Annotated in this window: 21 protein-coding genes; 9 read left to right on the top strand and 12 right to left on the bottom strand. The window is 72.1% G+C overall.

The annotated features are described in order from the left end of the window. The first annotated feature begins 57 nt into the window (after positions 1–57). Entirely contained in the window at positions 58–2,544 is a 2,487-nt protein-coding gene (locus ACFZB3_RS40140; protein ID WP_391385862.1) for a SpoIIE family protein phosphatase, read from the top strand. Here ACFZB3_RS40140 and ACFZB3_RS40135 read toward each other — a convergent pair. Beyond that, a complete protein-coding gene (locus tag ACFZB3_RS40135; RefSeq protein ID WP_391385859.1) occupies positions 2,530–2,733 on the bottom strand; it encodes a hypothetical protein in 204 nt (67 codons plus the stop codon). The genes ACFZB3_RS40140 and ACFZB3_RS40135 overlap by 15 nt on opposite strands. Before the next feature lie 172 nt (positions 2,734–2,905). On the opposite strand from ACFZB3_RS40135, the gene ACFZB3_RS40130 reads away from it, so the two are divergent. Continuing rightward, on the top strand, positions 2,906–4,297 hold the full coding sequence (locus ACFZB3_RS40130) for an FAD-binding domain-containing protein (RefSeq protein WP_391385856.1): 1,392 nt from the start codon (positions 2,906–2,908) through the stop codon (positions 4,295–4,297). A gap of 89 nt (positions 4,298–4,386) precedes the next feature. Then, entirely contained in the window at positions 4,387–4,827 is a 441-nt protein-coding gene (locus ACFZB3_RS40125) for an SPW repeat protein (RefSeq protein ID WP_391385853.1), read from the top strand. Between the two features lie 76 nt (positions 4,828–4,903). Here ACFZB3_RS40125 and ACFZB3_RS40120 read toward each other — a convergent pair whose 3' ends face one another. From ACFZB3_RS40120 to ACFZB3_RS40110, 3 genes are all read right to left on the bottom strand, one after another. Continuing rightward, positions 4,904–5,671 (bottom strand): metalloregulator ArsR/SmtB family transcription factor, encoded by a 768-nt coding sequence (locus ACFZB3_RS40120; protein ID WP_391385849.1) that lies wholly within the window; start codon positions 5,669–5,671, stop codon positions 4,904–4,906. 83 nt (positions 5,672–5,754) lie between these two features. Next, complete coding sequence (locus tag ACFZB3_RS40115) at positions 5,755–6,267, bottom strand: GNAT family N-acetyltransferase (protein ID WP_391385846.1); 513 nt, start codon at positions 6,265–6,267, stop codon at positions 5,755–5,757. 60 nt (positions 6,268–6,327) lie between these two features. Then, entirely contained in the window at positions 6,328–7,797 is a 1,470-nt protein-coding gene (locus tag ACFZB3_RS40110) for an amino acid permease (protein WP_391385843.1), read from the bottom strand. 139 nt (positions 7,798–7,936) lie between these two features. On the opposite strand from ACFZB3_RS40110, the gene ACFZB3_RS40105 reads away from it, so the two are divergent. Then, entirely contained in the window at positions 7,937–9,124 is a 1,188-nt protein-coding gene (locus ACFZB3_RS40105) for an ROK family protein (protein WP_391385840.1), read from the top strand. A gap of 112 nt (positions 9,125–9,236) precedes the next feature. Next, the gene (locus ACFZB3_RS40100; RefSeq protein WP_391385837.1) at positions 9,237–11,984 is read left to right on the top strand and encodes a sugar-binding domain-containing protein; all 2,748 of its coding nucleotides are present in this window, start codon (positions 9,237–9,239) and stop codon (positions 11,982–11,984) included. Here ACFZB3_RS40100 and ACFZB3_RS40095 read toward each other — a convergent pair. Next, positions 11,971–13,404, bottom strand: coding sequence for a hydrolase (locus ACFZB3_RS40095; RefSeq protein ID WP_391385835.1), 1,434 nt, complete (start codon positions 13,402–13,404; stop codon positions 11,971–11,973). The two genes, ACFZB3_RS40100 and ACFZB3_RS40095, sit on opposite strands and share 14 nt — an antisense overlap. Before the next feature lie 217 nt (positions 13,405–13,621). Here ACFZB3_RS40095 and ACFZB3_RS40090 point away from each other — a divergent pair, with 217 nt between their 5' ends. Then, positions 13,622–13,885 (top strand): GlsB/YeaQ/YmgE family stress response membrane protein, encoded by a 264-nt coding sequence (locus ACFZB3_RS40090; protein WP_391385832.1) that lies wholly within the window; start codon positions 13,622–13,624, stop codon positions 13,883–13,885. Between the two features lie 130 nt (positions 13,886–14,015). Here ACFZB3_RS40090 and ACFZB3_RS40085 read toward each other — a convergent pair whose 3' ends face one another. The 3 genes from ACFZB3_RS40085 to ACFZB3_RS40075 all read right to left on the bottom strand — a co-directional run bounded on the left by ACFZB3_RS40085 (position 14,016) and on the right by ACFZB3_RS40075 (position 16,678). Continuing rightward, positions 14,016–14,792: a GNAT family N-acetyltransferase gene (locus ACFZB3_RS40085; RefSeq protein ID WP_391385829.1), complete on the bottom strand. Its 777-nt coding sequence runs from the start codon at positions 14,790–14,792 to the stop codon at positions 14,016–14,018. Between the two features lie 74 nt (positions 14,793–14,866). Further along, complete coding sequence (locus ACFZB3_RS40080) at positions 14,867–15,721, bottom strand: GNAT family N-acetyltransferase (RefSeq protein ID WP_391385826.1); 855 nt, start codon at positions 15,719–15,721, stop codon at positions 14,867–14,869. 273 nt (positions 15,722–15,994) lie between these two features. Beyond that, on the bottom strand, positions 15,995–16,678 hold the full coding sequence (locus tag ACFZB3_RS40075; protein WP_391385824.1) for a chaplin family protein: 684 nt from the start codon (positions 16,676–16,678) through the stop codon (positions 15,995–15,997). Positions 16,679–16,958: 280 nt separating this feature from the next. Here ACFZB3_RS40075 and ACFZB3_RS40070 point away from each other — a divergent pair, with 280 nt between their 5' ends. Then, positions 16,959–18,575: an alpha/beta fold hydrolase gene (locus ACFZB3_RS40070; RefSeq protein WP_391385821.1), complete on the top strand. Its 1,617-nt coding sequence runs from the start codon at positions 16,959–16,961 to the stop codon at positions 18,573–18,575. Positions 18,576–18,641: 66 nt separating this feature from the next. On the opposite strand, the gene asnB is transcribed toward ACFZB3_RS40070, so the two are convergent. Further along, positions 18,642–20,480: an asparagine synthase (glutamine-hydrolyzing) gene (gene asnB / locus ACFZB3_RS40065; protein ID WP_391385818.1), complete on the bottom strand. Its 1,839-nt coding sequence runs from the start codon at positions 20,478–20,480 to the stop codon at positions 18,642–18,644. 323 nt (positions 20,481–20,803) lie between these two features. Then, positions 20,804–21,583 carry an alpha/beta fold hydrolase gene (locus ACFZB3_RS40060; protein ID WP_391385815.1) on the bottom strand — a complete coding sequence of 260 codons (780 nt, stop codon included), beginning with the start codon at positions 21,581–21,583 and terminating at the stop codon, positions 20,804–20,806. 169 nt (positions 21,584–21,752) lie between these two features. On the opposite strand from ACFZB3_RS40060, the gene ACFZB3_RS40055 reads away from it, so the two are divergent. After that, on the top strand, positions 21,753–22,847 hold the full coding sequence (locus tag ACFZB3_RS40055) for a chemotaxis protein (RefSeq protein WP_391385812.1): 1,095 nt from the start codon (positions 21,753–21,755) through the stop codon (positions 22,845–22,847). Positions 22,848–22,912: 65 nt separating this feature from the next. Continuing rightward, positions 22,913–23,938 carry a Gfo/Idh/MocA family oxidoreductase gene (locus ACFZB3_RS40050; protein WP_391385810.1) on the top strand — a complete coding sequence of 342 codons (1,026 nt, stop codon included), beginning with the start codon at positions 22,913–22,915 and terminating at the stop codon, positions 23,936–23,938. On the opposite strand, the gene ACFZB3_RS40045 is transcribed toward ACFZB3_RS40050, so the two are convergent. After that, positions 23,928–25,961 (bottom strand): phosphocholine-specific phospholipase C, encoded by a 2,034-nt coding sequence (locus ACFZB3_RS40045; protein WP_391385806.1) that lies wholly within the window; start codon positions 25,959–25,961, stop codon positions 23,928–23,930. The two genes, ACFZB3_RS40050 and ACFZB3_RS40045, sit on opposite strands and share 11 nt — an antisense overlap. A 139-nt stretch (positions 25,962–26,100) precedes the next feature. Beyond that, positions 26,101–26,514, bottom strand: a complete 414-nt coding sequence (locus ACFZB3_RS40040) for an SsgA family sporulation/cell division regulator (protein ID WP_391385803.1) — start codon at positions 26,512–26,514, stop codon at positions 26,101–26,103. Positions 26,515–26,830: the final 316 nt, after the last annotated feature.

The following is a 26,830-nucleotide window of genomic DNA, read 5'->3' as shown; positions in this document are numbered from 1 at the left end:
CGCAAAACCTACAAACCCCCACATCCCGAGTCCGGCACGGATGTGCCCGAGGTGAGGATGCGCGACATCACCTTCGACGGCCGCGGCGAGCTCCCGGAGCCCGGGGGCGAGGCGGAGGCACTGCTGGACGCACAGGGCCGGGTGGCGGCCTGGGGTCCGGGCGCCGAGGCGCTGCTCGGTCACCCGGCGCGGGAGGTGCTCGGCCGGCCCGCGGGCGGCCTGCTGCACGACCCCGCCGAGTCCGCGCGCGTGGTCCGGCGGTGGGCGGAGGGGGTCCGCCAGGGGCCGCTGGTGCTGCGGCGGCGCGGCGGGGAACCGGTCGAGGTCCAGGTCTGGGTGCGCTCCCTGACCGCCGCGGACGGTGGGCAGCGGTGGCTCGTCCAGGCGGCCGGGGCGGAGTCGTACCGCACGTTCGAATTCGGTCGTGCCCTGCTGCAGGGGCTGTTCACCGACGTCCCCTTCCACATCGACCTCTTCGACACGCGGCAGCGGTTCATCGCCCAGAACCTCGCGCAGCGGCGCGCCGGGGTGTTCCGGGACGCCCAGTACTCCGGGCACACCATGCGCGAGATGGCCCCGCCCGGCCTGCTGGACATCGACGCGCTGGAGGAACGGCAGCGGCGGGTGCTGGAGACCGGCAAGGCGCTGCTCGACACCGAGGTCGTCGGCCACCCCGTACCCGGTTCGCCCGACGACTACGTGTGGTCGGAGTCCATCCTGCCGCTCCGGGACCCGTCCGGGACGGTGATCGCCCTGGCCCATGTGATCTCCGACGTGACCCAGCGGGTCCGCTCGCGCGAACGGCTGGTGCTGGCCAACGACGCCGGCGCCCGGATCGGTACCACCCTGGACCTGTGGCAGACGGCCCGGGAACTGGCCGAGGTGGCGGTGCCGTGGTTCGCCGACTCCTGCCACGTCGACCTGCTGGACTCCGTCTTCTCCGACACAGACGACCTGGACAGCGGGGGCAGCGGGGACGGCGGGGACAGCGGCGACACCGGGGACGGCGGGGAACCGGCCGGTGGCGCACGGCCGCGCCACCCGCTGCTGCGCCGGGCCGCCTCCGACGGCGCGGCGGCCGAGGACACGGGGACCGGCGGGAACCGGGCGGTGCGGGTGGGCGACCTCGACACGGTGGCGACGGCGCCCGGCTCGCCGTTCCTCGACGCCCTGGCGCAGGGCGAGTCCGTCCTCCTCGCGGACGAGCAGCTGCGTCCGGCCGCCGCCGATCCCCGCCGGGCACCGGGCGCCGGTCCGGAAGTGCACTCCTGGCTGCTCGTCCCGATGCTCGCGCGCGGTGTCGCCCTCGGTACCGCCGTCTTCATGCGTTCGCGCAGCCCCCGCCGGTTCGAGCCCGAGGACGTGCTGCTCGCCGAGCAGATCGTGACCCGCACCGCGGTCTGCGTCGACAACGCCAGCCGCTACCACCGGGAGCGGACGACGGCCCGGACCCTCCGGCGCAGTCTGCTCCCCCAGCGGCTGCCGTCGCCGTCGGCGGTGCGGACGGCGTCCCGCTATCTGCCGGCCAGCGAGCACACCGGGCTGGGCGGGGACTGGTTCGACGTGATCCCGCTGTCCGGGGCGCGGGTGGCGCTCGTGGTGGGCGACGTGGTCGGGCACGGTCTGCAGTCGGCGGTCACCATGGGCCGGCTGCGCGGTGCGGTCCGCACCCTGGCGGACCTCGACCTGTCGCCCGTGGAACTCCTCGCCCACCTGGACGACCAGATGAACCGGTTCCTGGACGAGCGCGGCGACGAGGCGTCCCTGGTGACGGGGGCCACCTGCCTGTACGCGGTGTACGACCCGGTGTCGCGGCTGTGCCAGCTGGCGCGCGCCGGCCATCCGCCCCCCGCGGTCGTCTCGGCGGACGGCTCGGTCGACCTGGTGGACCTGCCCGGCGGCCCGCCCCTCGGCCTCGGCGGCGTCGTGTTCGAGGAACGCGAGATCGCCCTCGCCGACGGGGACCTCCTGGTCCTCTACACGGACGGGCTGCTGGAGTCACGTGCGCAGGACTTCGACACCGGGCTGCGCCGGATGCGCGCCACGCTCTCCCGCACCCCCGCGTCCGCCGCTCCGCAGGAGGTGTGCGACACGCTGGTCAGCGAGCTGCTGCCGCCGGGCCACCAGGACGACGTGGCCGTCCTGGTGGCCCGGATGAGCGGTCTGGCCCCGGACTCCCATGTCACCTGGGAGATCGAGGCACGGGAGAGAATGGTCGGCCGGGCGCGGGAGCTGACGGCGCGCCAGCTGGCGCGGTGGGGGCTCGCTGAGGAGTCGTTCACCACCGAGCTCATCGTGAGCGAGCTGGTGACGAACGCGCTGCGGTACGGCGGTGCGCCGATCACGCTGCGCCTGATCCGGGACCGGAGCCTGATCTGCGAGGTCTCCGACGGCAGCAGCACCTCGCCGCACGTACGGCGCGCCCGGGACACGGACGAGGGCGGCCGCGGTCTCTACCTCATCACCCAGCTCGCCCAGAACTGGGGGACGCGGTACAACGCGCGGGGCAAGACCATCTGGGCCGAGCAGTCACTTCCCGGCTGAGGCGCCCGCCGCGGAGCGGGGCCGGTCGTCGTCCGGGCCCGGTTCGACGACCAGGAAGGCGTCCGAGCCGAGGTCCATCACCACGGTCGCCCGGCCGCCCTCGGCCCGGCACCGCGCCGCGTACTCCTCGGCCGGCCACGAGCCCCGGGGAGCCCCGGCGGGAAATCGCTCCAGCACCCTCGCGCACATAGGTCCCGCACCTCCCGAGCCGGTTCTCGCCTTTCCACACGGCTGCCCCCGATCGACGCGGACATGCCGGAAACGCCGGAAGGGCGCGGGCCGCCGGTCCGTCGCGCGGGCCCGGGGAAGTGGGAGCGTGGGGACTTTGCAGCATGCCGTCGCACCGCCCCGGAGCCGCCCCATGAACGTCTCGGTCGTCCTGTTCACCGCCGACCTGCGTCTGCACGACCATCCGCCGCTGCGGGCGGCCCTGGACGGATCGGACGAGGTGGTGCCGCTGTTCGTGCGGGACCGCGCGGTGGACCGGGCCGGGTTCGCCGTGCCCAACCGGCTGGCGTTCCTCGCCGACTGCCTGAGCGAGCTGGACGCGGGGCTGCGCGAGCGCGGCGGCCGGCTGGTGGTGCGTTCGGGTGACCTCGTCGAGGAGGTGTGCAAGGCGGCGGCCGAGGCGGACGCCGGTGCGGTGCACCTGGCGGCCGACGTGAGCGGGCTCGCGCAGCGCCGGGAGGAGCGGCTGCGCCGTGCCCTGGAGGCGGACGGCCGGCGGCTGCACGTCCACGACGCGGTGACCTCGGCGGTCCCGGCCGGTGCGGTGACCCCGGCCGCCTCGGACCACTACGCGGTGTTCACGCCGTACTTCCGGCAGTGGTCGCGACAGCCGTTGCGGGAGGCGGTGGCCGCGCCGCGCCGGGTCCGGGTGCCGGACGGGGTCGGGTCCGAGCCGCTGCCGGTCCGGGACCGGCTGTCCGGTGTCTCGGCGGGCCTGGCCGCCGGTGGCGAGGCGGAGGGCCGCAGGCGGCTGGCGGCCTGGCTGCGCGCGGGCATCGAGTCGTACGAGGACCGCCACGACGACCTGGCGGGCGACGCGACCTCCCGGCTCTCGCCGCACCTCCACTTCGGGACGCTCTCCACCGTCGAGCTGGTCCACCGCGCCCGGCAGGCGGGCGGTCCGGGCGCCGAGGCGTTCGTACGGCAGCTCGCCTGGCGGGACTTCCACCGGCAGGTGCTGGCCGCGCGGCCGGCGGCGGCCTCGGCCGACTACCGGACGAAGCACGACCGTTGGCGCACCGGGCGCGCCGCGGACGAGGACGCCGAGGCGTGGCGGGCGGGGCGCACCGGCTACCCGGTCGTGGACGCGGCGATGCGCCAGCTGCGCCACGAGGGCTGGATGCACAACCGGGGCCGGCTGCTGGCGGCGAGCTTCCTGGCCAAGACGCTGTACGTCGACTGGCGGGTGGGCGCCCGGCACTTCCTGGAGCTGCTGGTGGACGGGGACGTGGCGAACAACCAGCTCAACTGGCAGTGGGTGGCGGGCACCGGCACCGACACCCGCCCCAACCGGGTCCTCAACCCGGTGGCCCAGGCGAAGCGTTACGACCCCGACGGCGCGTACGTCCGGCGCTGGGTGCCGGAGTTGGCGGCGCTGCCGGGGGCCCGGGCGCACGAGCCGTGGAAGCTCGGCGGCCCGGACCGGGCGGCGCTCGGCTATCCGGAGCCGGTCGTCGACCTGGCGGACGGTCTCGCCCGGTTCCGGCAGGCCCGGGAGCGCGACCGGGCCGAGAACTACACATAAAGAAGAAATAAGAGCAGAATGCTGTCTAGCGGCGTATAACCGCACGCACCAGACGCGGTCAGGCCTGCAAGTCGAGAAGGAGACGAGTCATGGCCAACGTCTCGCACGGCAGAAGTGACATATCCAGCCACCCTGATGTCTCCGAGATGCGGGAGCGCTACGCCCGCATGCTCGGCGGCCGTGATGTGGCGCTCGTGGACGGACCGGTGTTCCTGCTCGGTCTGTACTGCGCGGCGTCCCCGTGGATCCTCCACTACACGGCGAGCCAGCCGGCGCTCGTGACCCACAACCTGATCATGGGCATAGCGATAGGCCTGCTGGCACTGGGCTTCACCAGGGCACCGGAGCGCATGTACGGCCTCAGCTGGGCCATGTGCGCGCTGGGCATCTGGATGATCATCGCCCCCTGGGTGGTCGGCACCAGCCCGGACAAGGGCGTCATCATCAACAACGTCATCATCGGCGCACTGGCCCTCTGCCTCGGGCTGGTGTGCGCCGCTTCGGCGGCCAAGCGGACGCCTGTGACCTAGGCACACCGGACTTCCCCTGGAAGGGAGGACGCGGGGCCGGTCCGGTGACGGCGGACCGGCCCCGCCGCGTGCCCGCTCAGCGGCCGGGGACCAGCCAGGGCTCCTGCGGGAGCGGGCTGCCGGTCTCGATGAGGGACTTCAGGTTGGAGAGCACGGCCGGCCAGCCGGACGAGATGTCCCGGAGCTCGCCCTCGTCGTTGAGGTCCTCGTGGGTGACGGTGAGCTTGACGATGTCGGCGTGCGGGCGGATGTCGAAGGTGACCCGGGAGTGCCTGCTCCGGTCGCCCTCGTCCGCGGGCGCGGCCCAGGTGGTGACCAGTCTGGTCGGGCGGTCGCTCTCGACGACGGTGCCGACCACGTCGGCGATCCCGGAGCCGTCGGTGCGCCGGTGCTCCCAGCGGGAGCCCGGCCGCCAGTCGGAGACGTTGGAGTGCCCCCAGTAGACGGCGGTCAGGTCGGCGTCCGTGAGGGCGTCCCAGACCTTCTCGGGGGTGCTGGCGATGTAGGTGACGTAGACATAGCTGGGCTGGTCGCTCATGGCTTCCTCGGCTCGTCGCTTCAGGTCGCCGAGCGCACGCAGGCGCGGGCGCTCGAACTTGTCGATCCACCGCTCCTGGATCTCGTGGAGCGGCACCGGGTTGAGGTAGTGCAGCTTCTCCCGCCCCCGCCGCACGGTGCTGATCAGGTTGGCGGCCTCCAGGACGGCCAGGTGCTGGGTCACCGACTGCCGGGTCATCGCGATGCGCTCGCACAGCTCGCCCAGCGTCTGGCCGTTCTGCTCGTGCAGCCGGTCCAGCAGCCGCCTGCGGGTGTCGTCGGCCAGCGCCTTGAAGACCTGGTCCATCCCACTGTCGTCCTCTGATCGCACACCCAACGTTATGCAGGCAATTACTTGCATGTCAATGTCGGCCACCCGTTCGACGCGGTTCAGGGAGCCGTGTCGAAGGAGATCCACACGTCCGGCGGCAGCTCCGGCATGCCCGGCACCGGCCGGGGCCGCTCCGTCCAGGCGTCGCCCGCGGTCTCGGCCGCGACCCGCCGCCAGAAGGCGACGGCGCCCGGGTTCTCGTACTGGAACGCGATCTCCCAGCGCCCCGGATGACGGGCGAGGACACCGCGGACGGCAGCCAGCCCGATGCCCGTCCGCCGGGCACCGCGCACCACGAAGAAGCTGTTGAGCACCCGCACGGGAGCGTCCAGCGCCCGCACGAACGCGAAGCCGGCCGGGTGCCCGCCCCGGACGAAGAGGTAGGGCGCCCAGCCGGGTGCGGAGAACGCGTCCTCGACGCGCTCGTCGCGGAACGAGCCGTCGGGCCTCGGCAGGAGTCCCCCGAACTCGGACAGGTCGTGGCGGAACATCAGCCACAGACGGTCGACGACGGGGCGGTCCTGGGGGACGGCAGGGCGGACGACGACGTCCGCGGCAGTGGGTTCGGTCATGAAAAAAGCCTCACCCGGCGGCAGTTGGCCGCCGGGTGAGGCTGACGTGTGGTGGTGACACTACACCACGACGGGCTCCTCCGGCGCCAGATACTCCTCGCTGACCTCCTTCACCCCGAACGGCCACACCTTCTCCAGCCGCGCCCAGACCAGGAACGCCACGCAGCCGAGGGCGAGCCAGGCCAGCGACCACTCGATGGGGTGGCGGCCCGGGGAGTTCCGGTCGGCGTAGCCGTAGATCACGCACCAGCCGGCGAACGCGACGATGCTCGGCAGCGGGTACAGCCACATGCGGTACGGCCGCTTCAGCGTCGGCTGCCGGCGGCGCAGCACCGTGAGCGCCACGATCTGGGCCAGCGCCTGGACGATCACCATCACGGTGGTGAGCAGCTGGATCAGGGTCGCCAGGTCGGTGTGCCGGCCGATCAGGAAGCCGATCGCGGTGATCACGCCCATGGTCGCGAGGCCCAGCATCGGGAAGCGGTGCTTGGGGTGCAGCTTCTCGTAGGGGCGGAAGAAGACCCGGTCGCGGGCGGCGTCGTAGGGCACCCGGGAGCCGCCGAGCAGGCCGGTGAAGACCGAGGCGAAGGCCGTGATCAGGATCAGCACGGTCACCGTGTCGGCGGCGCCCTTGCCCCAGGTCTTCTCAAGGACCGCCGAGGCCACGGAAGTAGAGGCGATGTCGTCCGGGTTCGTCATGCGGTGCCAGTCGACGACGCCGAGCGTGCCGATCTGGAGCAGCAGGTAGATCGCCATGATGCCGAGGATGGAGAAGAGGATGGAGCGCGGCAGGACGCGGCCGGGATCCTTGATCTCGGCGCCCATGTAGGCGGTCGTGTTGTAGCCGAGGTAGTCGTAGATGCCGATGGTCAGGCCCGCGGCGAAGCCCAGCCAGAAGTGGTCGCTGGTCAGGTCGAAGGCGTGGGCCGGGTAGGTGAAGGCCAGGTGCGGGCTGAAGTCGCTCGCCGCGGCCACGATCACCAGCAGCACCGAGGCGATCATCACCGTCCACATCACGGCGGTGATCTTCGCGATGTGCTCGATGCCGCGCCAGAGCAGGAGCACCACCAGGGCGATGACGCCGAGACCGATGAGGTCGCCGGAGGTCTGGCCGAGGCCCGGGGCGAGGTAGCCCAGGTACTGGACGAAGCCGACCACGCCCGTGGACATGATCAGCGGGATGAAGAGCATCGCCGTCCACACGAACAGGAACGGCATCAGGCGTCCGGTGCGGTACTGGAAGGCCTGGCGCAGGTAGACGTAACTGCCGCCGGAGCCGGGCATCGCGGCACCGAGTTCGGCCCAGACGAGGCCGTCGCAGAGCGCGAGCACCGCGCCCGCGACGAAGCCGATGACGGCCTGCGGGCCGCCGAACGCGGCGACCATGAGCGGGATGGTCACGAACGGACCGATGCCGCACATCTGGCTCATGTTGATGGCGGTGGCCTGGAACAGGCCGACGCGGCGGACGAAACCGCCGTCCGGCGGGGCACTGTCCGGGACGACGGGACTACCGGGACCAGCAGACATGGGGGCTCCTGAGCGAGACAGGGGGAGGCGGGCGGGGCGCGTACGACGGGCGGGGGCCGACTCGGCGGGATGGCCGATAAAGTTAAGGAGCCTTACTAGATGCGTCAAGTATGCGTCGGGAATCGGTGAGAATGGTGTGATGGCCGCCAGCGACGTCGTAGAGGAGCAGGAGCAGCCCTGGAGCCGGCAGCGCCTGCGCAGCGCCAACGAGCGGCTGCTGCTGGACCGGCTGCGCCTGCTCGGCTCCGCCTCCCGCGCCCAACTGGCCCGCGAGACGGGCCTGTCGAAGCCGACGGTGTCCAGCGCGCTGGCCGCGCTGGAGTCGGCGGGGCTCGTCCACGAGGTCGGCACCCACGCCCCGGAGCGCGGCCGCACCGCCGTCCTGTACGCGCCCGACCCCGCGGCGGGCTACGCGCTCGGCATCGACGTGGGCCGGGGCTGGCTGCGGGTGGCGGTCGCCGACCTCGACGGCACCCTGGTCGCCCGCTCCGACGTGCGCAACCGGGCCCGGGGTTCGGGCGCGATGGCCGACCTGCTGGTCACGACGGCCCGGCAGGTGGTCGCCAACTCGGGGGTGGACCCGGCCGAGGTGGTGCACGCGGTGGTGGGCACGCCGGGCGTGTACGACGAGCGGCAGCGGCGGGTGCGGTACGCGATGCACCTGCCGGGCTGGGGGCGCGCGGGCCTGTTCGACCGGATGCGCGAGGAGCTGGGCGTCCCGCTGGAGGTGCACAACGACGCCAACCTGGCGGCCCTCGGCGAGTACACGTACGGCGTCGGGGCGGGCAGCCGGCTCTTCGCGTACATCATGATCGGCACCGGCCTCGGGATGGGCGTGGTCAGCGAGGGACGGCTGTTCACCGGGGCCCACGGGCTCGCCGGGGAGATCGGCTTCCTGCCCTGGCCGGGGCAGCAGCGGGGGCCGGAGCGGCTGGAGGACGCGGTGTCGGGGGTGGCCGTCGTCGAAACCGCACGGCGGCTGGGGATGACCGGGCAGCTCACCGCGAAGTCCGTGTTCGACGCGGCCCGCCAGGGCGATCCGGCCGCCGTGGAGGCGGTACGTCTCGAGGGCGAGCGGATCGCGCACACGGTGGCGGCGGCCGCGGCCGTCCTCGACCCCGACCTGGTGGTGCTCGGCGGCGGTGTCGGCCACAGCGTCGACCTGCTGCTGCGCCCCGTGCGGGAGCACCTGCGCACCCTCACACCGCTGCGCCCGAAGCTGGCGCCCAGCCGGCTCGGCGAGGACGCGGTGCTGCTCGGCGCGGTGGCCACGGCCCTCGGCACCGCCCGTGACCTGGTGTTCGAGCGCCGGTCGAGCGCGTCCTGACCGCGGCGGCACCAACTCGCGCGGAACCCACGGTGATTGACACGGCCTCCGCGGCACCCTAGCTTGAGCCGGGTTAGTAAAGTTTCCTAACTTTACGAGCCTGGAGACCACCGTGTTCCCTCGCCGTGCCCCCGGACACCGCCTCGCCACGGCCGCCGTGGCCCTGGGACTGCTCTGCTCACTGAACACCAGTGCCTGGGCCGGGGCCCGCGACCCGGCCCACGGGCCCGCCCGGATCACCCGGGTGCCGTCCGCCGCCGGGTCCGAGACCCCCCTGTCGGGCTACGCGATCCGCTCGACGGCCGACGTCGGCGACTCCGCCGCGGCGGTCTCCTCCCCCGGCTACCCGACGCAGGGCTGGTATCCGGCGGGGCCCCGCTCCACGGTCCTCGCCGCCCTGCTCGCCGACGGCGTCTACGACGACCCGTTCGTCTCCACCAACCTCCAGAAGATCCCCAAGTCGCCGTTCCAGGTCCCCTGGTGGTACCGCAGCGACTTCACGGTCGCGGACCCCTCGCACCGCACCTACCTGGACTTCAGCGGGGTGATCTCGGCGGCCGACGTGTACGTGAACGGCCGTCAGGTCGCCACCGCCGCCGACGTCACCGGCGCCTACACCCGCCACGAGCTGGACGTCACCTCGCTGGTGAAGGAGGGCACCAACACGGTCGCCTTCCGGATCCAGCCCAACAACCCCAACAAGAACCTCACCATGGGCTGGCTCGACTGGCTCCAGCCGCCGCCCGACCAGAACATGGGCATCGTCCGTGACGTCCTGGTCCGGCGCGGCGGCCCGGTCGCGCTGCGCGACGCGCACGTGGTGACGCAGCTCGCGGTGCCGTCCCTCGCGACGGCGGACCTGACGGTGAAGGCGCAGGCCCGCAACGACTCGGACGCGCCGGTCACCACCGAGGTCTCCGGCACCGTCGCCGGGGTGACCCTCACCAGGTCGGTCGAGCTCGCGGCCCACCAGACCAGGACCGTCACCTTCACACCCGCCGACACCCCGGGGCTGCACCTGACCTCCCCGAAGGTGTGGTGGCCTGCGGGGATGGGCGGCCAGCCGCTCTACGACGTCGACCTCACCGCCTCGGTCGGCGGCACGGCGTCGGACACCGCGCACGAGACCTTCGGCATCCGGGACGTCCGGGCCCCGCTGAACTCCGACGGCGCCCGCCAGTACTCGGTCAACGGCCGCCGGCTGCTGATCAAGGGCGGCGGCTGGTCACCGGACGAGTTCCTGCGCTGGGACCGCACCTATGCCGAGGACCGCCTCAAGTACGCCCTCGACCTTGGTCTGAACGCCATCCGGCTGGAAGGCCACATCGAGCCCGACGAGTTCTTCGGCCTCGCCGACCGCCTCGGCGTCCTCACCCTGCCCGGCTGGGAGTGCTGCGACAAGTGGGAGGGGCAGACCAACCCCGGTGAGAGCGGCGAGAAGTGGACCGCCGCCGACTACCAGGTCGCCCAGGCCTCGATGGCCGCCGAGGCCGCCCGGCTGCGTGACCACCCGAGCGTGGTCTCCTTCCTGATCGGCAGCGACGCCGCGCCCGACGCGAAGATCGAGAAGAACTACCTGGACGCCCTGACCGCCGCCGACTGGGCCGTCCCGGTGGTCCCCGCCGCCTCGGACAAGTCGGCTCCCCAGCTGGGCAGTTCGGGCATGAAGATGACCGGCCCCTACGACTGGGTCCCGCCGGGCTACTGGTACGCCAAGCGCGAGGGCGGCGCCACCGGCTTCAACTCGGAGACCAGCGCAGGCCCGGACATCCCCACCCTCGACACCCTGCGCCGGATGATGACCCCGGCCGAACTCGACACCCTCTGGAAGAACCCGGACGCCAAGCAGTACCACCGCTCGCCGTCCGCGACCTTCGGCACCCTGAAGGTCTACGACGCCGCCCTCACCGGCCGCTACGGCGCCCCGAAGAGCCTCACCGACTACGTCAGGAAGGCCCAGCTCGCCCAGTACGAGAACGTCCGCGCCCAGTACGAGGCGTACGGACGCAACCAGACCGACGCCTCGAAGCCGTCCACCGGGGTCGTGTACTGGATGTTCAACAGCGGCTGGACGTCCCTGCACTGGCAGCTGATGGACCGTTACCTCGACCAGGGCGGCGCCTACTTCGGCGCGAAGAAGGCCAACGAGCCGCTGCACGTCCAGTACTCCTACGACGACCGCTCGGTGGCCGTGGTGAACAACCGGCACACGCCGGTCTCCGGGCTCACCGCACGGGTCACCCTCTTCAACCCCGACGGCACCCAGAAGTACGACCAGGCCGTCACCGGCGTCTCGGTCAACGGCGACGGCGCGCACAGCACCGCGCTCACCCTGCCGGCGTCGGTGAGCGGGCTGGCCTCCACCTACCTGGCGCGGCTGGTCCTGACCGACGCGGACGGCAGGGAGGTGAGCCGCAACGTCTACTGGCTCTCCACCAAGGCCGACGCCCTCGACTGGGCGAAGACGGACTGGTGGCACACGCCGACGACGAGCTACGCCGACCTGACCGGGCTCTCCTCGATGGCCCAGGTCCCGGTCACCGCGACGGCGTCGACCACGGCCGCCGACGGCACGTCGACCACCACGGTCACCGTCCGCAACACGGGCACCGGGAAGACCCCGTCCCTGCTGACGGACGTCCATCTGGTCGACGCGAACGGCAGGCCGGTGCTGCCGGTGCGCTGGTCGGACAACGAGGTCGGCCTGTGGCCGGGTGAGTCGGCGACCCTGACGGCCACCTACCGGACCGCCGACCTGCACGGCTCGGCGCCCCAGGTGCGGGTCTCCGGCTGGAACGCCGTGGAGCGGACGGTTCCGGCGGGCCTGCCGGAACCGTCCGTCCCGCTCAGCTCACGTTGAGCGCGGTGTCGTCGACGACGAAGGACGTCTGGAGGGTCGAGCCCTCGACACCGGAGAACTTGATGGTGGCCGTGGTGCCGGCCAGGGAGGAGACGTCGAAGCTCTTGAGGACGTATCCGGAGGCCGCGTTGAGGTTGGAGTACGTGGCCAGGGTGGTGGATCCGGCGGTGACCGTCAGCTTGTCGTAGGCGGTGCTGGTGGTGGTCTCCGCGGTGTCTATGTGCAGGTAGAAGCTGAGCGTCGCGGAGCAGCCGGACGGGATGGTCACCGACTGGGACAGCGTGTCGGTGTGGGCGGACCCGTAGCCGTCGAGCCAGGCCTTGTAGGAGCCGGTGCGGGCCGCCTCGCTGCTGGAGTTGGTGATGACCCCGCTGCTGGCGGTCCAGGTGGTGTTGCCGGACTCGAATCCGGGGTTGCCGAGGAGCTGGGCGGACGTGCAGGTGCCGCCGCCACCCCCGCCACCGCCTCCGCTGCTGCCGCTGCTCGCGCCGGTGAGCCAGGCGGTGGCGTTGAGGGCGAGGGCGGCGTTGGTGGCGCCGGTGTCGTTCCAGCCGTCGTACAGCGTGTTGCCGGACTGGCCGGTGCCGTCGTCGATCGGGGAGCTGTCGCCCCAGAAGGCGACCCGGCCGCTGCCGAAGGTGCTGGTGGCGAAGAACGCGCCGGTGTTGCCGGAGTAACCGCTGCGGTACACCAGGCCCTTGACGTTGGAGTTGTCGGAGGGCTTGAGGGTGGCGGTGGTGCCGTCGGCGATCAGGCTCTTGGTGACGGTGCCGAAGGAGCCGTTCAGCACCGCGTTGCTGCTGTCGCTGATGGCCGCCGGGTAGCCGGAGCTGATGTCGAGGGAGTCGATCGAGAAGCCGAACGGGTCCGTCGAGTCGACGCTGTTGTTCGTCATCAGGTCGTTGAGGATCTCGACGGCGTCCTCACCGTCGCTGTTGCGGTCGGCGCCGGTGTGGTCGGAGATCATGAAGAGACCGCCGCCGTTGTTCACGAAGTTCATGATCGCGGTCTTCTCGGCGGTCGTGAACAGCGTGTTGGGCTCGGGGAGGACCAGGGCGTCGAAGTTCGACAGGTCGGTCGTCGACGAACCGCCGTAGGTGAGCGCGCTGGTCGCGGTCTTCATGCTGTAGCTGCCGGTCTTCTGGAGGGCGACGCCCCACGAGGAGAGCGCGCCGGTCCAGTCGGTCTCCGAGGACGGGGAGGAGTCCTGGGCGAGCGGGTCGGGCTTGCTGGTGGAGATGATCCAGTCCGCGTTGCCGGCCTCCTCGGCGTGGCCGTCGTCGAACAGGACGCGGTAGGTGGTGGCCGCGTGGGCGGGGGCGGCCGCGGTGCCGACCTGGAGGGCGGCTCCCGTGACGAGCAGTCCGAACCCGGCCAGGGCGGTGGTGAGTCTGTGGCGGGATCTGCTGGATCCAAGCATCCGGCGAACCTCCGTGAGGGGGTGGGGTAGAGGCGGTGCGGGCGCCAACTCTGCGCGCGTAGAACGTGCTTGAGATTTCTACACGCGTCGACTCATTGAAAGGTACATGGCATGTCGGGTCGGTGAACAGAAAACCGCTGTAACAACCCGACGGGACTGCCTCCGGATTCAGCGGGCAGATTGGACAGCAGCGGGGTACAGACGAAGAGGGGCGGACATGGAGATCTCGGGCATCATCAGCGCCATCGTCATCGGACTCATCATCGGTGTGCTGGGGCGCCTGGTCGTCCCCGGCCGCCAGCACGTCGGCATCCTGTGGACCATCGTCGTCGGCATCGTCGCGGCGCTGCTGGGTTCGGCGCTCGCGGCGGGCTTCGGCGTGGCCGACACCAAGGGCCCCGACTGGATCGAGTGGTTCATCCAGATCGCCCTGGCGGCGCTGGGGATCGCGGCCCTGGACCGCAGCAAGGCACGCCGGTGACCTGAGCGCACCTCGGGCGCGGCGGGACGGCATCGAGCGGTGCGGTCCCGCCGCGCGGGCGTGCCCGGCGGTCGGCCGACCGGGCGCCGGCGGTTTCTCCTGCCGCTCCTACCCGGGAGAACTGTCGCGCCTACGCAGGAGAGAGATACGGCGTGGTCGTGGTGAGGGCGTGGAACCCCAGCCGTTCGAGGATCGGCCGGCTCGTGGGCAACGCGTCCACCTGCAGGTAGCGGCAACCGTGCGCGGCGGCGACCCGGGCCCGCCGGGCGACCAGGGCACGGTACATGCCACGCCCGCGCCATCCCTCCACGGTGCCGCCGCCCCACAGTCCGGCGAACCTCGTGCCCGGTACCAGCTCGACCCGGGCGGCGCTGACCGGCTCGTCCCCGGCGAGCGCGATCATCGCGACCATGCTGTCCGGCTGCTCGGCGAGCCGTGCCAGCAGCCGGTTCCGGAGCGGCGAACCGTCCGTGCCGAAGGCCTTCTCGTGCACGTCCACCATGAGCTCGATGCCCGCCCGGTCCGTGGCGGTCACCACGCGTACGCCGTCCGGCAGGTCCGCGTCGAGGCTGAGCCGGGCGACCTCGCCGACCATCAGGGTCTCCTGCGGCTCCGGCGTGAACCCGGCCGCCGTCAGCCGGTCACCGAGGTCCGACGGCCGGTCGTGGCCGTAGACCTTCCACTCGAACTCCTGCCCGTGGGCGGCGAAGAAGCCGACCTGCTCGGCGATCGCACGGTCCGCGGTCGACGCGTCCAGGTCCGACCAGAGGACGCCGTTCCATCCCCCGGCGTCCGCCACCTGGCGCACCACCTCGCCCACGCGCTCGATCCGGGCGCCGGGCCCGTCGGGCCGGGCGCCCTCGCGCATGTCGCGGTCGTACAGGGCGAGCACAGTCTGGTGATCCATACGCGCACTCCACCATCCGGGCGCGACGCGGGCAACGCCATTTCCCGTGGCCGCCGGACGTCCGGGCCGGCCGGTCAGCCCAGTTCGAGCGTCGTGACCCCGTAGATCCGCTCGCGGGCGTGGTCGCGGACCGGGCCGGTGTACATCCGGGCGGTCTCGAACGAGGGGGCGAAGCCGGCCGCCTCGGCGAGGGCGACGCCCGCCGTGCTGATCTCGGGTACGTCGATGGCGACCCGGTTGCCCGCAGCCTCGGCGTTGAGGGCGGTGAACAGGGCGCGGGCGTCCTCGGCGGTGTCGGCGAAGAGGGGGCCGATGCGCAGGGTGTCGCGGCCCGGGCGGATCACGCCGTAACCGGTGAGGCGGTCGCCGTCGTGGCGGACGAGCGCCGTGTGCCCGGTGGTGTTCAGCCACGCGGCCACGAAGCGCGGCCGGTCGGCCGGGCCGCAGGCGCTGTCGTACGCCGTGACGGCGGCCAGGTCGGTGGCGCGGGCCCGCCGGACACCGGCCGGGGTCTCGGCGGCGGGGGCCTCGCCCACGAACCGGGCGGTGCGGTAGGCGAGTTCGAAGCCGGACTGGCGGTAGTTGTCCTGCTGGGCCACCACGCCGTCCAGGCCGACGGTGCGCTCGCCGGCGTGGGCGAGTGCGGTCTTCCAGGTGGTGAGGCCGTGGCCCTGGCCGCGCAGGTCGGGGCGGACCAGGTACCAGCCCAGGAAGGCGTAGTCGGAGCCGTGGTTGACGACGGAGACGGCCGACACCGGTTCACCGTCGATGCGGCCGACGAAGAACCCGTCGGGGTCCTGGGCGAAGAAGGCGGCGGTGTCCGCCAGTCCCGGGTTCCAGCCCTCGTCGGCCGCCCAGCCGACGATCAGCGGCCAGTCGTCGGGGGTGGCCCGGGTGACGACGAGGTCCTGGGGGGCCGGAGAGGTCATCGATGCGCTCCATTCCGTGACGGGGTCCGACCGCACGGCGACCGGCGCCGCGCGCCCGCAGCATCCTTCCGGATCACCGGGTGCCGCGCCACGACGGATCAAGCCGTTGACGTGCCGCGTGCCGTGTCCGGTCCGGCGGTCCGGCGGTCTAACGGTGTGCCGGTCGGCGTGCGGCGTGCGGCGACCCGTGCGTACGGCGGAGGCCCCACCGGTCGGGTCCGGTGGGGCCTGCCGATGCGCGGTGCGTCGCCCGCTCCGGTATCACGCCGGGCGTCAGCGCGTCCGGCCCGGGCTGAAGCGCCGGTGCAGGGCGGTCCCGGCGAGCAGCAGCGCCGCGCTGCCCGCCGCGGCGGCGCCGGTGAGGTCCGTGCCGGTGTGCGCGAGGGTCGCCCGGGCCGGCGGCGCGGCGGGGTCGTGCGCCTTGGGCTCGTGGTGGGCCTTCGGCGGGGCCGGCGGCTCGACGACGGGCGGCTTCGGGGTGCTGGTCTCCGGCGGGCTCGGGTGGTCGCCGGAGGTGTTCACCGAGGTGTTGCCGATGGCCGGGTTCAGGACGCCGACCACGTCGACGCTGTTGCCGCTGACGTTCACCGGGAGGTCGACCGGCAGCTGGATGCCGTTGCCGGAGACCACCCCGGGCGAGCCCTCCTCGGTGCCCTGCGCGGACGCGCCACCGGACGTGACCGAGCCGCCGGGCGCGCCGTCGGTGGCGTCGCCGCCGCCCTCGTTCGCGCAGGTGTTGCCGGCTGCCGGGTTGAGGAGCCCCACCACGTTCACGGTGTTCCCGCACACGTTCACCGGGAGGTTGACCGGCAGCTGGATACCGTTGCCGGAGACCACCCCGGGCGAACCGGCCGCGGTACCGTCCGCGCCCGCGTCGGCCCAGGCCGGAACCGCCACGGCCATCGCACCTGAGGCGGCGGCGACGGCGATCACACCGTTTCGGGTAACCCGTTTCATAGGTTCCCTGCCTTCCAGACATGAATGCGGGCGCTCGCCCGCAACGGTTAAAACGCAGACGAACCATGTGAGTTATGGCTTATTCACATTTCACCCCATCGAGTGACACTGAACTCGAACCGACAGCAAAAGTATGCAAGGGCATCGAAAGGGGTGATCGCGCGCAGGCTACGGCCCCCTTGTCCGCCCCGCTCGCCCGGAGGCGGGCCCCGCGGAGCCCGCTTATGGTGGGCGAAAGCCCTGTGTCCGGTCCGCCACGGAGCGTCCCTGGAGGCCCTCGATGCCTGCCGTGCCCCGTACCCGGCCCGCGCTGCGGCGCTGCGCCGACGCCGGTGCCGTGGCGCTGGCGCTGCTGGGCGCGGGGCTGCCGGCGACCCCGGCCGGGACGACGGCGGGCGGCCGGCAGCCTGACCTGACCCCGTTCTACCGGCAGCAGGTCCGGTGGACGGCGTGCAAGGACGTGGAGCTGCCCAGGGACATGCAGTGCGGCAGGGTCACCGTCCCCCTCGACTACGCACGGCCGGCCGGAGGCACCCTCGACCTGGCGCTGTCCCGCTACCGGGCGACCGGGAAGTCACGGGGCTCGGTGCTGCTGAACTTCGGCGGCCCGGGCGGCTCGGGCGTCAGCCAGCTCGGCCAGGACGCCAAGGAGTTCATGGGGCTGACCAACGGCTACGACGTGGTCGGCTTCGACCCGCGCGGGGTCGGCCGCTCCTCCCCCGTCACCTGCGGCGCCGGCACCGGCGCCGCCCCGGACGGCACGAGCACCGACGAGCCGCCCGACGCCGCCCGTCCGCAGGCCCTGATGAAGGAGCTGAAGCAGCTCACGCTGCGGTGCACCAGGAACTCCGGGCCCGTGCTGTCCCACATGGGTACCGTGAACGCCTCCCGGGACCTGGACGTCATCCGCCAGGCGCTCGGCGACGCGAAGCTGAACTACCTGGGTTTCTCCTACGGCACCAGGCTCGGCGCGGTGTACGCGGCGCAGTTCCCGCACAACGTGGGCCGGATGGCGCTGGACGGGGTGGACACGCTGACCGAGTCGCTGGCCGAGCAGGGGGTGGCCGGGGCCCGGGGGCAGCAGACGGCGCTGGACGACTTCCTGGACTGGTGCGTCTCCGACCTGGGGTGCCCGTTCGGGCAGGACCGGCGCAAGGCCGGCGAGGCGGTCGTGAAGCTGGTGCGCTCCCTCGACGAGGACCCGGTGCCCTCCGACTTCGGCGGCGCGTTCACCGGCCAGGACCTGGTCGACGCCCTCGGGCAGGGGCTCTACGGCAGGGAGCTGTGGCCGCTGCTGGAGCGGGCGCTGGCCGCACTGATCGAGGACGGGGACACCCGGGGGGTGCAGAACGTCGCGTCCGGCGGCTACGCGCTGCCGCACGGGCACCGGCCGGGCGGCGGGCTCGTGGACAGCGCGGACATCCCCGTGGACAACCTGTCGGCCGCGCTGATGGCGATCAACTGCGCCGACGACCCGGACCGGCCGAGCGCCCGGCGGCTCACCGAGGACATCGCCAGGCTGGACAAGGAGTACCAGCAGGCGTCCCCGGTGTTCGGCCGGTTCCGGCTGACGCAGGTGCTGCTGTGCTACGGCCGGCCGCGCGGTACGGACTTCATCCGCGAGAAGGTCAAGGATGTGCCCTCCGCGCCGCTGCTCCTGGTGGGCACCCGCGGTGACCCGGCGACGCCGTACAGCTGGACGGTCGAGACGGCGAAGCGGCTCGGTCCGTCCGCCGTGGTGCTGGACAACAGGGGCGACGGCCACACCGGGTACACGTCGTCGGCGTGCGTGCACGGCAAGGTCGACGACTTCCTGCTGTACGGCACGCTGCCGCCCGACGGCAGTTCCTGCCCGGCGGACGGTGACGGCGGCTCCGTCACCGACTCGTCGGGCTGAGGCCCCGGACGCCGGGCCCCGAGCGCCGGGCTCAGGGCTCAGGGCTCAGGGCTCAGGGCTCAGGGCTCAGGAGAGGGACAGCTCGGGGTCGTAGAGGTCGATCCAGTGGGCCAGGTCCAGGGTGCGTTCCAGGCCGCGCCGGTCGGCCTGGGTGCTCAGTTCGGCCCGGTGGGCCGCCCGGCCGGCCCTGTCGCGGTCGACGAGTTCGAAGACCCGGTGGTCGGGCCGGGCCACCAGGTCCCTGACCTGGTCCTGGAGGGCGCGGCCGTACTCCGGGTCCTGGGTGGAGGGGTAGGGGCTCTTCACCCGGTCGTACACGGACTGCGGGAGGACGTCCCGGGTGGCCTCCCGGAGCAGGGTCTTCTCGCGGCCGTCGAAGGACTTGAGGGCCCAGGGCGCGTTGTAGACGTACTCGACGAGCCGGTGGTCGCAGAACGGCACCCGGACCTCCAGGCCGACGGCCATGCTCGTCCGGTCCTTGCGGTCGAGCAGGATGCGGACGAAGCGGGTGAGGTGCAGGTGGCTCATGCGCCGCATCCGGTACTCGAAGTCGCTCTCGCCGTCCAGGCGTTCGATGCCGGTGACGGCGGAGTGGTAGGCGTCGGCGACGTAGTGCTCCAGGTCGAGGGACTTGACGAGGTCCGGGCGCAGGACGCCGGCGTCGTCGCCGAAGTCCCGGGCGAACCGGACGAGCCAGGGGAAGGTGTCGGCGGTGCGGGCTTCTTCGTCGAAGAACTGCAGGTAGCCGCCGAACACCTCGTCGGCGGACTCGCCGGACAGCGCGACGGTGGACTGGTCCCGGACGGCCCGGAACAGCAGCAGGAGCGAGGTGTCCATGTCGCCGAACCCGGCCGGCAGGTCGCGGGCCCGGATCACCCGCTCGCGGACCGCGGGGTCGGCGAGGCTGGCCACGTCGAGGACGATGTCCTGGTGGTCGGTGCGGGCCAGGCGGGCCACGTCGTGCACGAAGGGCGTGTCGGGGGTGGAGCGCAGTTCGTCGGCGACGAAGTTGTCGGTCCGGCCGACGAAGTCGACGGCGAAGCTGCGGACCTTCTCGCCCTGCGCGGCGAGCTGCCGGGCCGCGAGGGCGGTCATGGCGGAGGAGTCGAGGCCGCCGGAGAGCAGGGTGCAGCGGGGCACGTCGGCGACCAGCTGGCGGCGCACGATGTCGTCGAGGAGTTCGCGGACGGTGGCGACGGTGGTGTCCCGGTCGTCGGGGTGCGGGCGGGTCTCCAGCCGCCAGTAGGCGCGGGTGCGCAGGCCGTCGCGGTCGACGGTGACGACGGTGCCGGGCTCCACCTCGCGCATGCCCTCCCACACGGCGTGCCCGGGGGTCTTCACCATGGTGAACAGCTCGCGCAGCCCGTCCAGGCCGACCCGGGGGCGGACCAGCGGGTTGGCCAGGATCGCCTTGGGTTCGGAGCCGAACAGCACGCCGTCCGGGGTCGGGTACATGTAGAAGGGCTTGATGCCCATGCGGTCCCGGATCATCACGAGCTTCTCGTGGCGGCCGTCCCAGACGGCGAAGGCGTACATGCCGTTGAGCCGCTCGGCGACGGTGTCGCCCCACTCCACATAGCCGCGGAGTACGACCTCGGTGTCCGAGTCGGTGGTGAACACGTGCCCGCGGGCGGCGAGTTCGCGGCGCAGCTCGGTGAAGTTGTAGGCCTCGCCGGAGTAGACCATCGCGACGGTGCCGTCCGGGGTGCGGACGGTCATCGGCTGGCGGCCGCCGGGCAGGTCGATGATCGCGAGCCGGCGGTGCCCCAGGGCGACGGGGCCCTCGCTCCAGGTGCCCCGGTCGTCGGGACCGCGGCAGGCCATGGTCTCCGTCATTGCATCCAATGCGCGCTGCTCGGTGGTGAGGTCACGGTCGAAGGAGACCCAGCCGGTGATGCCACACATGTGCTACCTCCTGCTGCCGGTCAGCCGGGCGATGCGCGCCACCTGCGGTTCCGTGGCGCAGGCAATTGCCCGAGCGAACCACTTGTATTCAGCACCTATATGACGAGCGTGCGCCCGGGACCTCGGCCGGTCAACCTGGCCGTAACACGAACGGAGTACCCCGCCCCCACTTTCGGACGCGTTTTGCCCGTGCGAGGCCCGCGATCCCGCCCCACGCCGGGCCCGGCCCGCCCCGAACAGGCCAAGCGCAAAAAGTTCCCCAAACGGGTCGGCGCCGCGGCTTTCGCCGGGCGCCGGTCACCTGGTGCTGTCGTGCGTTCGCGCTACGCGGCCGGGGTCAGGAACCGGTCCAGCACCGCCGTCAGCTCGGCCGGCCGCTCCACCGGCAGCTCGTGGCCCGCGTCGATGATCCGGACCTCGGCGTCCGGGTAGGCCTTGGCCATCCGCAGCATCTGCCCCACCGGCAGCTGGATGTCGTGGTAGCCGTGCACCATCAGGGTGGGCGCGGTGATCTCGCCGGCCCGGTCGAGGACGTCGAAGGCCCGCATGGCGCCGTACAGCGTCATGACGACCTCGCGCGGGGTGCCGGCGGACGCGCGGACGTACTCGCGTATCTGCTCGCGCGGGTAGCCGGGGGCGAAGGCGCGCTGGATGTTGGCGGCGACGAACAGCTTGAACGGCACCAGGGTCGAGGCCGCCATCAGGAGCCCGCGGCCGCGGCTGTACGTCATCCGCCCGATGGAGTTGACCAGGACCATCCGCTCGACCCGCTCGGGGTGGGCCAGCGCGAGGGTCTGGGAGATCATGCCGCCCATGGAGTGGCCGACGGGGACGAAACGGTCCACCTCCAGGTGGTCGAGGAGCGCGACCACGTCCCCGGCCAGTTCGGCGACCGTCTTCACCCCGGCCCCGGTGCTCTCGCCGTGACCGCGCAGGTCGAGCCGGACGACCCGGCGGGCGCCGGCGAAGTGCGCCACCTGGTGGTCCCAGCGGTGCCGGTTCGCGGTCCAGCCGTGGATGAACACCAGGGGCACCGCGCTCCCGTCGCGGGGACCCTCGTCGTCGTACGTCAGCGCCGCTCCGTCGACTTCGAACTGCGGCATACGGGGCCTCCCGAGGCGTGATCCGGTTACTGCCGGGTACGGTAACCGGCCGCCCGGCCCGCCGTCACCGGCCGCCGGGCCTCAACACGGTTACGGCGCACCCCTGATCCCGGGGCGCCGGAGAATTACCCCAAATGCCGCAACGGCGAATCGGTCCTATGGTGCTGATATGGAGCACGCACTCAGTCCTTCGACCCTTGCCGAGCTGCGCCGCCCGCGCCCCTATCCCGCTGTCTCCGTGCTGACGCCGACACACCGTCGTGAGCCCGACAACGCCCAGGACTCCGTCCGGCTGCGCAACGTCGTGGCCGAGGCGAAGAAGCAGCTGGAGTCCGATCCCGCGGTGACCCGGGACCGCCGGTCCGATGTCGTCAGGCAGCTCGAACAGGCTCTCGCCGAGGTCGACCTGACCTACACCGAGGACGGCCTGGTCATCTTCGCCGCGCCGGGTGAGCACCAGGTGTGGTCGCTGGCCCGCAGCGTGCCCGAGCGCGTGGTGCTCTCGGACACCTTCCTGACCCGCAACCTGGTCTCGGCGCACGCCGCCGAGCGGCCGTTCTGGGTGCTGTCGATCTCGGCCGACCGCGTCACCCTGTGGAACGGCGGCGTCGACCGGGTCACCGAGAGCCGGGCCGGCGGCTTCCCGCTCAACCGCAGCCAGGAGAACTTCGACGCCGAGCGCCGGGAGCAGATCGGCGACATGCCGAGCACCTTCCGCGACGAGGACACCAAGCACTTCCTGCGGGAGGCGAACACGGCGATGGCCGCGCTGCTGCGCGACGATCCGCGGCCGCTCTACGTCACCGGCGAGCAGGCCGCCCTCTCCCTGTGGGAGGAGCTCGGCAACGTCGCCCGGCACAGCATCCCCGTGCAGCACGGCGGGCTCACGCACGCCGGCCCGGAGGCGGTGTGGCAGGCGATCACCCCGCTTCTGCAGGCGGAGTCGCGCCGCAGCACCGCGTCGGTGACCCGGGAGCTCGAATCCGCGCGCGGCCACAAGACCTTCGCGGCCGGTGTCGACGAGGTCTGGCAGAACGCCCGCGAGGGCCGGGTACGGCTGCTCGCCGTCGAGGAGAACTACCGCACCACGGTCCGCGACGACGGCGACCACCTGATCCCGGCCGTGAGCGGTGACCTGGACGCCCGCGACGACATCGTGGACGAGATCGTCGAGCAGTGCCTGGAGACCGGCGCCGACGTCCGCTTCGTGCCGGACGGCACTCTGGACGACGAGAGCGGCATCGCCGGCGTGCTGCGCTACTGACGGGCCCCTCCCCCGGCCGACGTAGGCTCGGAGCGTGATCGTCGGCCGAGAGGGAGTGTGTGGGCGTGGCTGAGTTGCTGGGCGTCGCGGTGCTGGGTGCCGGACACATGGGGGCCGACCACATACGACGGCTGGACCAGGTGGTGAGCGGTGCGCGGGTGGCCGCGGTCGCCGACCCCGATCTCGACCGCGCCAAGGAGGCGGCGGCCGGTCTCGACGACGTCACCGTGCACGCGGATCCGCTGGCCGCACTGGCCGCCCCGGGTGTCGACGCCGTGCTGATCGCCTCCCCCGGCCCGGCGCACGAGGAACCGCTGCTCGCGTCCTTCGCGCGCGGGCTCCCGGTGCTGTGCGAGAAGCCCATGGTGCCGGACTCCACCGGTGCGCTCCGGGTGGTGGAGGCGGAGGCCAGGCTCGGCCGCAGGCTGGCGCAGATCGGGTTCATGCGCCGCTACGACGCCGAGTACGGGCACCTGAAGTCCCTGCTGGACGGCGGCAGCCTGGGCCGGCCGCTGATGCTGCACTGCACCCACCGCAACGTCTCCTCGCCGCCCGGCTTCACCAGCGCCATGCTGATCAACAGCTCGGTGTCGCACGAGATCGACGCGGCCCGCTGGCTGCTCGGCCAGGAGCTGACCGCGGTGACCGTGCTGCGGCCCCGGCCCTCCTCGGGCGCCCCCGAGGGCCTGCTCGACCCGCAGCTGGTCCTCTTCGAGACCGACGGCGGCGCCCTCGTCGACGTCGAGGTCTTCGTCAACTGCGGCTTCGGCTACCAGGTCCGCTGCGAGGCCGTGTGCGAGAACGGCAGCGCCCGGATCGGCGAGGACCGCACCATGCTGGTCACCTCGGCCGGCGGCGCCCGCGAGGAGGTGGCCCAGGACTACCTGGTGCGGTTCGCCGACGCCTACGACCGCGAGGTGCAGGCCTGGGTGGACGCCACCCGGCAGGGCCGGGTCACCGGACCGGGCGCCTGGGACGGCTACGCCTCCTCGGCGGTGGCCGAGGCCGGGGTCCGGGCGCTGGAGAGCGGCGGCCGTACGACCGTGGAGCTCGCCCCGCGCCCGGACCTGTACGCGGACCTCAGCCGCTGACGGAGGCGGCGCCCGTCTCCAGATGGCCGGTGAACCGGCGCGACCAGGTCGCGTCGGAGTCCACCGTGATCGTGAAGTCGTACCAGCCGCCCTGGTAGGCGACGGCGTTGAAGTAGTCCTCGGTGGCGGATCCGGCGGCGACCGTGTACGTCCAGGGGCCGTCGGTGCGGTAGTTGTTCGAGGTGATCGTGAACTTCACCGGCGTGGAGCCGGTGTTGGCCATCTTGAACCAGATAGCGAGCCTGCCGCTGCCGGACTCGACGGCGTAACGAGTGCTCACCTCGGCCGACTTGCCGGCCTTGGTGGCGTCGCCCTGGAAGCGGCGCAGGAAGCGGTTGGGGCCGGCCATGGTGATGTCGTACTTGCCCGCGCCGTATCCGGTGCCGATGTTGAAGTAGTCGGAGGCGGTGGAGCCGGCGGCGACCGTGTACTGCCAGGGGGCGGTGTCCCGGTAGGCGTTCGGGTGGATGGAGAAGTGGGCCGAACGGGTGGCCGGGGTGCCCTGGTTGGCCATGGTGAACCAGGCGCGGATGCTGCCGCTCGCCCCGAACTCCAGGTGGTCCAGATAGCCGTTCGGCTGGTAGGGCAGCGCACGGGCCGGACGGGTGCCGGTCTCCTGGGCGGGCAGGGCGTTGGTGGTGGGCACCGGGTTGGGCAGCGGGCCGCAGGTGGAGTAGCCGATGACGCCGGTGGCGGGCAGGGCCACGGCGCCGTAAGCCGGGTTGGCGAAGTCGAAGACGCCGGTCAGGTCGCCGCTCACGGCGCGCCGCCAGGCGCTGATGTTGGGGCAGCTCGCGGGCTTGCCGAGGGCCGCCGTCCAGGTCTCCAGGAAGCGCAGCACCGAGGTGTGCTCGAAGACCTCGGAGGAGACCCAGCCGCCGCGGGTCCAGGGCGAGACGACGATCATCGGGACCCGGAAGCCGAAGCCGTACGGCACGCCGTTCAGGAACTCACCGGCCGTGCCGGCGGGCGGGGCCGGCGGCGGGACGTGGTCGAAGTAGCCGTCGTTCTCGTCGTAGTTGAGGAACAGGACGGTGGAGTCGAAGACGTCCGCGTCGGCGGCGAGTGCCTGGTAGACCAGGTTGACGAAGTGGGCGCCGTCGCCGGGCGGGGCGTAGGGGTGCTCGGAGAACGCCTGGTTGGCGACCACCCAGGAGACCTGCGGCAGGGTACCGGCGACCACGTCGGCCTTGATGGCGGCGGCGATGTCGTCGGGGGTGGAGCCGGTCACCGCCGGGACGGAGGACATGCCCCGGTCGTGGAGCGGGTTGCCGGCTCCGGCGTTCGTGAAGTTCTTGAAGTAGGCGCAGCCGTTGTCCCCGTAGTTGTCCTGGGCGTTCTGGTAGACCTTCCAGGTCACTCCGGCGCTCTGCAGGGCCTCGGCGTAGTTCTGCCAGGTCAGGCCGGACTCGTCGCCGCCGTCGTAGCTGGACGCGTCGACCTTGCCGCTCCACAGGTAGGTGCGGTTGGGGCCGGTGGCGCTGAGGGTGGAGCAGAAGTAGGCGTCGCAGATCGTGTAGTTGTCGGCGAGCGCGTAGTGGAAGGGGATGTCGGCGCGGTCCAGGTAGCCGAGGGAGCGGACGTTGCCGACGCCCGCGACCCAGTTGTCGAGGCGGCCCTTGTTCCACGCGGAGTGCTGGGAGGACCAGGAGTGCGGGAGGTCGCCGTTGCACTGGGCGAGGGTCTCGCCGTCCTTGCCGCCGGCGTCCGGGGTGGCGCTGAGTTTCCACGGGTACTGGCGGCCCGTGCCGTTCGGCTGGTTGAAGACCGGATAGCCGCCGCTGAGGGTGATGCCGCTGCGGTCGGCGAAGCCGCGGACGCCCTTGAGGCGCCCGAAGTAGTGGTCGAAGCTGCGGTTCTCCTGCATGAGGATCACCACGTGCCTGACGTCCGAGATCGTGCCGGTCGCCGTGCTCTGGGCCGTGGCCGCGGCCGCGGTCCGTGGGCCGGCGGCGCCTACCGTCATGCCCGCCGCCACGGAAGCGCCCAGTCCCACGAAGCCTCTTCGGCTGATCGGTGTCATTCGCCCCGTCCTCGTCACCGGTGCGCCCGTGCGGCACACCGCGCGACAGGGTGCACGGGGCGGTCGGCAGGCTCCAGGCCGGATCGGTGAGGCGGGAGTGAACAGAAGTCAAAGTCGGGTCGGTAGCGCCCCGTACGCCTCACACGCCCCCGAACAGCGTGCTCAGGCCCCGTTCCACGACCGCCTCGACGTCCTCCTGGCCCGGGGCCACCACCTCGTGGGTGCGCTGCAGGAACCGGAACAGCGCCTGGGTGTCGAACTGGAGCAGGGCAAGACCGTGCGGCGAGTGGAACTCCACCGCCGTACGCCCCGGGCCGCAGGGCCAGATGTGGACGTCACCGCGCCCGGCCGGGGCACCGAGCCCCTGGTCCAGCAGCGAGCGGGCGAAGGTCCAGGTGACCTCCTCGCCGCCGAGGGTGACCTCGGCCGGGAAGTCGACGAAGACGGCCAGGGGATCACCGGAGGTGTACCGGAGCGTGGCGGGCACCGGGACCTCCTCGTCCTCGGCGGTGATCAGCCGGGCGCGGGCGGGTTGCTCGAAAGTGATGTCCATGCCTGTAGGACTCCGGGAAGGCCCCTTGCATGACGCGAAATCCGGACAGAGTTGCCGCGGTTGGCCGAGACCGCGACACTGTGCATACAGAGGCGTCGAACAACCGCCCGAGCGCGACACGGAGAGCTAGCGAAGTCCGCCGAATCACGTAGCCCCACTACGACTTGTGCCACCGCTCGCGTACACCTTTCATGGGCGTCGACCAGCCCATGAAGACTCTGGCATATGCCAGAAGCACCACCGTATCGTGTGTTGTCAAATCCCTTACGGGGCGTCGCAGGCTGTGCAACAGTCGTAACCGGTCCCACCGTCCGCC

This window comes from Streptomyces sp. NPDC008092 (assembly GCF_042957285.1).
Lineage (GTDB): Bacteria > Actinomycetota > Actinomycetes > Streptomycetales > Streptomycetaceae > Streptomyces.
The sequence above is the reverse complement of the archived record's forward strand: the minus strand, read 5'-3'. Positions and strand labels throughout refer to the sequence as shown.

Excerpts from the sequence above, each read along its gene's own strand:
- ACFZB3_RS40140 (WP_391385862.1), top strand. The coding sequence starts at position 58 with ATGCGCGACATCACCTTCGACGGCCGCGGCGAGCTCCCGGAGCCCGGG.
- ACFZB3_RS40135 (WP_391385859.1), bottom strand. The coding sequence starts at position 2,733 with ATGTGCGCGAGGGTGCTGGAGCGATTTCCCGCCGGGGCTCCCCGGGGC.
- ACFZB3_RS40130 (WP_391385856.1), top strand. The coding sequence starts at position 2,906 with ATGAACGTCTCGGTCGTCCTGTTCACCGCCGACCTGCGTCTGCACGAC.
- ACFZB3_RS40125 (WP_391385853.1), top strand. The coding sequence starts at position 4,387 with ATGGCCAACGTCTCGCACGGCAGAAGTGACATATCCAGCCACCCTGAT.
- ACFZB3_RS40120 (WP_391385849.1), bottom strand. The coding sequence starts at position 5,671 with ATGGACCAGGTCTTCAAGGCGCTGGCCGACGACACCCGCAGGCGGCTG.
- ACFZB3_RS40115 (WP_391385846.1), bottom strand. The coding sequence starts at position 6,267 with ATGACCGAACCCACTGCCGCGGACGTCGTCGTCCGCCCTGCCGTCCCC.
- ACFZB3_RS40110 (WP_391385843.1), bottom strand. The coding sequence starts at position 7,797 with ATGTCTGCTGGTCCCGGTAGTCCCGTCGTCCCGGACAGTGCCCCGCCG.
- ACFZB3_RS40105 (WP_391385840.1), top strand. The coding sequence starts at position 7,937 with ATGGCCGCCAGCGACGTCGTAGAGGAGCAGGAGCAGCCCTGGAGCCGG.
- ACFZB3_RS40095 (WP_391385835.1), bottom strand. The coding sequence starts at position 13,404 with ATGCTTGGATCCAGCAGATCCCGCCACAGACTCACCACCGCCCTGGCC.
- ACFZB3_RS40090 (WP_391385832.1), top strand. The coding sequence starts at position 13,622 with ATGGAGATCTCGGGCATCATCAGCGCCATCGTCATCGGACTCATCATC.
- ACFZB3_RS40085 (WP_391385829.1), bottom strand. The coding sequence starts at position 14,792 with ATGGATCACCAGACTGTGCTCGCCCTGTACGACCGCGACATGCGCGAG.
- ACFZB3_RS40080 (WP_391385826.1), bottom strand. The coding sequence starts at position 15,721 with ATGACCTCTCCGGCCCCCCAGGACCTCGTCGTCACCCGGGCCACCCCC.
- ACFZB3_RS40075 (WP_391385824.1), bottom strand. The coding sequence starts at position 16,678 with ATGAAACGGGTTACCCGAAACGGTGTGATCGCCGTCGCCGCCGCCTCA.
- ACFZB3_RS40070 (WP_391385821.1), top strand. The coding sequence starts at position 16,959 with ATGCCTGCCGTGCCCCGTACCCGGCCCGCGCTGCGGCGCTGCGCCGAC.
- asnB (WP_391385818.1), bottom strand. The coding sequence starts at position 20,480 with ATGTGTGGCATCACCGGCTGGGTCTCCTTCGACCGTGACCTCACCACC.
- ACFZB3_RS40060 (WP_391385815.1), bottom strand. The coding sequence starts at position 21,583 with ATGCCGCAGTTCGAAGTCGACGGAGCGGCGCTGACGTACGACGACGAG.
- ACFZB3_RS40055 (WP_391385812.1), top strand. The coding sequence starts at position 21,753 with ATGGAGCACGCACTCAGTCCTTCGACCCTTGCCGAGCTGCGCCGCCCG.
- ACFZB3_RS40045 (WP_391385806.1), bottom strand. The coding sequence starts at position 25,961 with ATGACACCGATCAGCCGAAGAGGCTTCGTGGGACTGGGCGCTTCCGTG.
- ACFZB3_RS40040 (WP_391385803.1), bottom strand. The coding sequence starts at position 26,514 with ATGGACATCACTTTCGAGCAACCCGCCCGCGCCCGGCTGATCACCGCC.